At 47.9% G+C, this 5,457-nt stretch carries 2 protein-coding genes; one reads left to right on the top strand and one right to left on the bottom strand.

Features of this window, described 5'->3' with window-relative positions; translation table 11 throughout:
- Window positions 1-89 precede the first annotated feature (89 nt).
- Entirely contained in the window at window positions 90-1,454 is a 1,365-nt protein-coding gene (locus QZ938_RS29545; protein ID WP_293355238.1) for an FAD-dependent monooxygenase, read from the bottom strand.
- 408 nt (window positions 1,455-1,862) lie between these two features.
- Here QZ938_RS29545 and QZ938_RS29540 point away from each other — a divergent pair, with 408 nt between their 5' ends.
- Window positions 1,863-4,964 (top strand): MFS transporter, encoded by a 3,102-nt coding sequence (locus tag QZ938_RS29540; RefSeq protein ID WP_293355235.1) that lies wholly within the window; start codon window positions 1,863-1,865, stop codon window positions 4,962-4,964.
- The last annotated feature ends 493 nt before the right edge of the window (window positions 4,965-5,457 follow it).

The following is a 5,457-nucleotide window of genomic DNA, read 5'->3' as shown; positions in this document are numbered from 1 at the left end:
ACTTCAGTCCTTTGTCTGAGGGATTTTTATCAGTAAGTTTGTAGTTAAAAGTTCGGTCTCGTCGAGTTTTATGAGGACTGAAGTCCTCACTACGAACCTGGTTTCCCGATCGCCTTTACCGCAATTCTAGGATGAAAAAGAATCGTCGGTGGTTCAATCATGTGTAGCACTTCCAAAAAAGCTTGACAAACTTTCGCATCTGTAGTCAACGCTTTTAACACCAGATCCATGTAATTAATTGTCAGTCGCGCAGCCAGGTTTGGTTTCGCACCCTCACTTCCCCGATAGCGCGAATCCTGACTGATCGCAAACGTCCAAGGAATAGTATGCAATTTTGCAAGTTTTTGTTGAAAATGTCGCCCAAAGCTTGTTAAATCGCCTTCAGGATACCGCTGACGCTGTTTTTGCAGACATTCATCCAGCATCAAAGCATCCAATCCAGCAACCGTCATTCCTTGCCCGTAAACTGGGTTGAAAGCACAAACTGCATGGCCGACAATTACCAAGTTTTCAGGATAACGGGATAGGCGTTCGTAGTGGCGCAAACGGTTTTCTGTACCTCGATAACTATACACAGGTGCGATCGCCTTTGCATCTTTAATCGCATCATAAATCACCGGGGTTGGCAGACTGCGCGCAAATTCTACAAAACCTGCTGCGTCTGCGGGCGGATAATCGCGATCGCCCCCGCCGAGAGTCACCAGCCAGCGATTCCCCTCGATCGGGAAAATTGCACCGCCGCGAGTGCGAAATGGCGGTGCAGTTGACACAAATACAGGCGCTGTATCTGACAATTTACCGCTGGATTCATAGATGCGGGTAGCATAGCCGACAAAAGCATTGATAACTGTTTCTGGCGGAGATTCATAGCCGAGTTTTTTCAACCATTTAGGTGTTGACGAAACTTTGCCGCTAGCATCGACTACTAAATCCGCATTCAAATTCTCTTCATTGATGTTACCTGGGTTTTGGCGATCGCGCTTCCTCACCGACACCCCAGCAATCGCCGTGCCCTGAGTATTCGCCAGCAACCCTGTTACAGTCCCTCCTTCCAGGAAATGCACGTTCGTATTTTCTGTCAAGCGACGGCGAATTTGGCGATCGAGTAAATCCCGACTGAACATAACTAAATCATCTGGATCCGGGGTAAAATGTGTCGCCCAACCTGCGGGACTAAACCAGGCGATCGACTTCGGATCTAACCTCGGAGCACCAGCAGCTATCAGTTCGTTTTCTAAGCCGGGAAACAATTGTTCTAGGATGATTTTTCCCCGAGTCAAAAGGATGTGCAGGTGTCGGGATTGAGGAATACCGGGGCGGGGTGCGGGTTTTTCTGGAAAAAAATCTCGTTCGATAACAGTTACGCGATCGAAGTGTTTTGCTAATACTCTAGCGGCCAACAGTCCTGCTAAACTGCCGCCAATAATAATTGCATGACTTTCTCGTGGCATCATTCCATCCTTTGAAGGTTAATAACTAATACCGTGTCCGTTGAATTCTCGGCGATCGCAAGAAGGTACGTAGTTGCGCTTCAGCGCTCTTTTCTAGATCTATAAGAGCGCTGAAGCGCAACTACGTACCTTTCAGTTGTGTTCGGGACTGTAGATATTGTGAATGTGTTTCAAAGCAAGTGTTTCGTTGCGTTAAAAAAATCTACTTCACAAACCAAACAAAACTGGCATAGCACAATTATCCCTCAATCAACAGCAGGCCGCAGACATATCTATACACTTCCGACTGTAGGGGGATGTTTTAGCTCGTCAATAAGGCGATGCTTGCCTTTAGGGGTACGAGACTAAAACTATACATTCGCCGATCGCGCCGCACCCACCCTTTAACGAGGAATATACGAGGAATATACTATGTTTCAAAATTTGCCAATTAATCCACAACTGTATAACATCGGGTTCTGGCTGGCTCAAGTGCCTGTAGAACAGACTACAACAACAACAAGCAGAGTAGAAGATGCAGCACTCCTTTATTCCGGGCCGCAATTTTTTATCGCCTTAATATCTGGAGTCGTGCTCGCCTGCGCTTTCCAACTCTTGCTGACAAATTTGTCAGTAGCCGCAGGCCTTTCCTACATCGGACAATCCCACGACGATGGACACAAATCTGATAGCAGTAGTCCCGTCCGCCACATCGGGCGCAAAGTCGGTACCTGGACTCTAATCACTGTCACCATCGCCCTATTCTTCGCTTGCTTGCTAGCAGTTAAGCTTAGTTTGATTAGCAGTCCCGGTTTAGGTGCGATCGTCGGTTTAGTCGTGTGGGCGGCCTATTTCTCACTGCTGGTATGGGTGAGCTCTACCACCGTCGGTTCCCTGATTGGTTCCGTCGTTAACACCGCAACATCTGGCGTTCAAGCTATTTTCGGCACCGCAGCCGCAGCCCTCGGCGCCAAAGCAGCTAGCAACCAAGTCGTCGCCACGGCGAAAGCAGCAGCAGCAGCAGTGGGCCACGAGCTCGGTAGCGCGATCGACCCTACAAGCTTGCGGGAAAACGTAGAAGACTACATCCAAGCCCTCAAACCGCCGGAATTAGACATCAAAGCGATGCGTAGCGAGTTTGAAAAATTGCTCAACGATCCGCAACTCAAAAGCATTGCTGGCGAAAATTTGCCGAATCTCGATCGCCAAACTCTGGTAGATTTAGTCAGTTCGCGATCGGACTTGTCAAAACGTGATGTCAACCGCATCGTAGACCAACTCCAAGATGCTTGGAAACAAGTAGGAAAACAAGACCAGAAATCAGACGGCATCGCCCAATTGATAGATTATCTCAAATCAGCAAAATCGGGAGATTTGCTCTCAGATACGCTGACAAGTAGGGTAGAAAAAGTTCTCGGGAATCTGGGCGGTCAAAATTCCGGACAAAACCCCACAATGATGTCCCAAGCAACGTCAATGGCAGTTAATGCTTTAATGGGAATAGTTTTGGGTCGCACGGATATTTCTGACTTAGATGTGGAAAAAGTAATTGGTCAGCTCAAAACAGCTAAGGACAAAGTTAGCCAGCAAGCTGATAAAATTACCGCTCAAGTCAAAGGCGAACCAGAAACTTACAGCCCAATTCGTGCCGACGTAGAAAACTACTTGCTCAACACTTATTCGTGGCAGATGAACCCTACCGCGATCGAGCGCGAATTTCGTGACGTGCTCTACGATCCAACGGCAGATCCGGGAACTGTGCGCCGCGAATTGGAAAAACTCAATCAGTCCAAGTTTGCCGAAATCCTGGCAAGTCGAGGCGTTTTTACCCAAGACAAAATTAAAGAAATTTCCCAGGAATTAGAAGGAATCAGACAGCGAGTTTTACAAACTGCTATTTTTGCGGAGGAGCAAGAAAAAGCTCGCGATTTGCAGTGGCGCTTGGAAACTTATTTGAAGCTGACGCCGAAAGCAGAACTGACAGCAGCAGGTATCGGAAGCGATTTCAAGAAAATTTTAGAGGATTCTGATGCGAATTACGAACAGTTGCGCGATCGGCTTTCTCCATACACCCGCGATAGTTTCGTGCAAATCCTCAGAGGTCGCGAAGGCTTCGGCTTCCAAGAAGTAGAACAGATTGTTAAAGAGTTGGAAAGGACGCGAGATGTAGTTTTAGCAGATGCTAAAGGTCTGCAAGAAGCAGCGCAAGTCCGACTAGACAATCAGTGGCAAAAAGTACAAGAATACTTGAAGTCTACGGGCAAAGAAGAACTCAATCCCGAAGGGCTCAAGCGCGATTTCAAAACGCTGCTGGACAACCCGGAAGCGGGAATTTGGGCGCTAAAAGCTAGAGCTTCTCGGTTCGATCGCGAAACTTTGGTAAAATTGCTATCTCAGCGGAAAGACCTCAGCGAAGACCAAGTAAATCAGCTTCTCGACAGTGCCGAAGAAACTTGGCACAGCGCGCTGGAAGCACCGCAAAAGCTGGCAGAAAAAGCTAAGGATCAGTACGACCAAACTACCACCGCCCTGGCAGATTACCTGCGAAAGACTGGCAAGGAAGAACTCAATCCTGAAGGGATTAAGCGGGATTTGACCAAATTGATGGAAAATCCCAAGGAAGGGGCTTTAGCGCTGCGCGGCCGCCTTTCTCAGGTCGATCGCGATACTTTGGTCAAGCTGCTTTCTCAGAGAGAAGATTTGACCGAGGAACAAGTCAATCAAATTATCGACCAAGTGCAGGAAACTCTAGGATCGATCGTGAAAGCACCGCGCCGTTTGGCGAAGCGGGTGCAAACTCAAGTCCAGGATTTTCAGAGCATTTTAGAGGATTATTTGCGAAATACGGGCAAGGATGAATTAAATCCCGAAGCCATCAAGCGGGACTTGCAACTGCTGCTACACGACCCAAAAGTCGGCGCTTATAGTTTGGGCGAACGACTGTCGCATATCGATCGAGCTACAGCCATTTCCCTGCTGTCTCAGCGCCCGGATATTTCGGAAGAAGAAGCGACTCGTATTGTCGATCAAATTGTGTCGGTGCGCGACCAATTTCAACTGCAAATTCAGAAAATACAGGAGCGCGTTCAGTCAGTAATTGACGGGGTTCTGGGAAAAGTTCGGGATTACCTCAATTCGCTCGATCGCCCAGAACTAAATTACGAGGGTATCACGCGGGATGTGCGGAAGTTATTTGACGATCCGCAAGCCGGATTTGATGCTTTGCGCGATCGCCTCGGTCATTTCAACCGCGATACTTTAGTAGCCCTAATTAGTTCGCGCGAGGACATTTCTGAAGCAGATGCGAACCGCTTGATCGACCAAATTGAAAAAAGCAGAAATACCGTCTTGCAAAGAGCAGAACGCTTGCAGCAAGAAGCGCAGCTTCGCCTCGAAAGCATTAAATTGCAAGCCGAAAAACAAGCCGAAGAAACCCGGAAAGCAGCGGAAGTTGCATCTTGGTGGCTGTTTTTCACGGCTCTTACCTCGGCGGCTGCGGCTGCGGGCGCTGGTGCTTTAGCCGTCATCCGGTAAAAAAAGAGTTGATTTGCGCGATCGGATTTCTAATAGTGCCTGATGTGAGTTTCTACTGACATCAGGCACTATTTTTATCAGCCTTCTCAAGAGCGGTGAGGTATTTGTGGTAAGCTCGTGTCCGCTCGATTCACTTTTATCAAACTGGTTTGATCGTTCGGACTTCAGTCCTTTCTTGGATGCGGACTAAAGTCCTCACTACGAACCGTCAAACAAAACATAATTGTTATCACGCGAATCAAGATCGGTGAGGTTTTTCTGGTAAGCTTATGTCGCCTCGATCCACTATTGTAAAACTGGTTCGATCGTTCGGAATGCAAGTCCTCAGGAAGAAGGACTAAAGTCCTCACTACGAACCGTAAAACAAAAGTAAACTACCTACACCAAGTCGGAGTACCGACTATGGAGTAGGCTTTTAGTAGCCCTGCACCAAATCGAATAAACTAGGTTGGAAGTACTCGACGATCCGACCTAGTTCACACGACAGGTACGA

The sequence above is a fragment of the Microcoleus sp. CAWBG27 genome (genome assembly GCF_020883145.1).
In the GTDB taxonomy this organism is placed as follows: domain Bacteria; phylum Cyanobacteriota; class Cyanobacteriia; order Cyanobacteriales; family Microcoleaceae; genus Microcoleus.
This window is presented reverse-complemented; position numbering and strand designations above follow the sequence as displayed.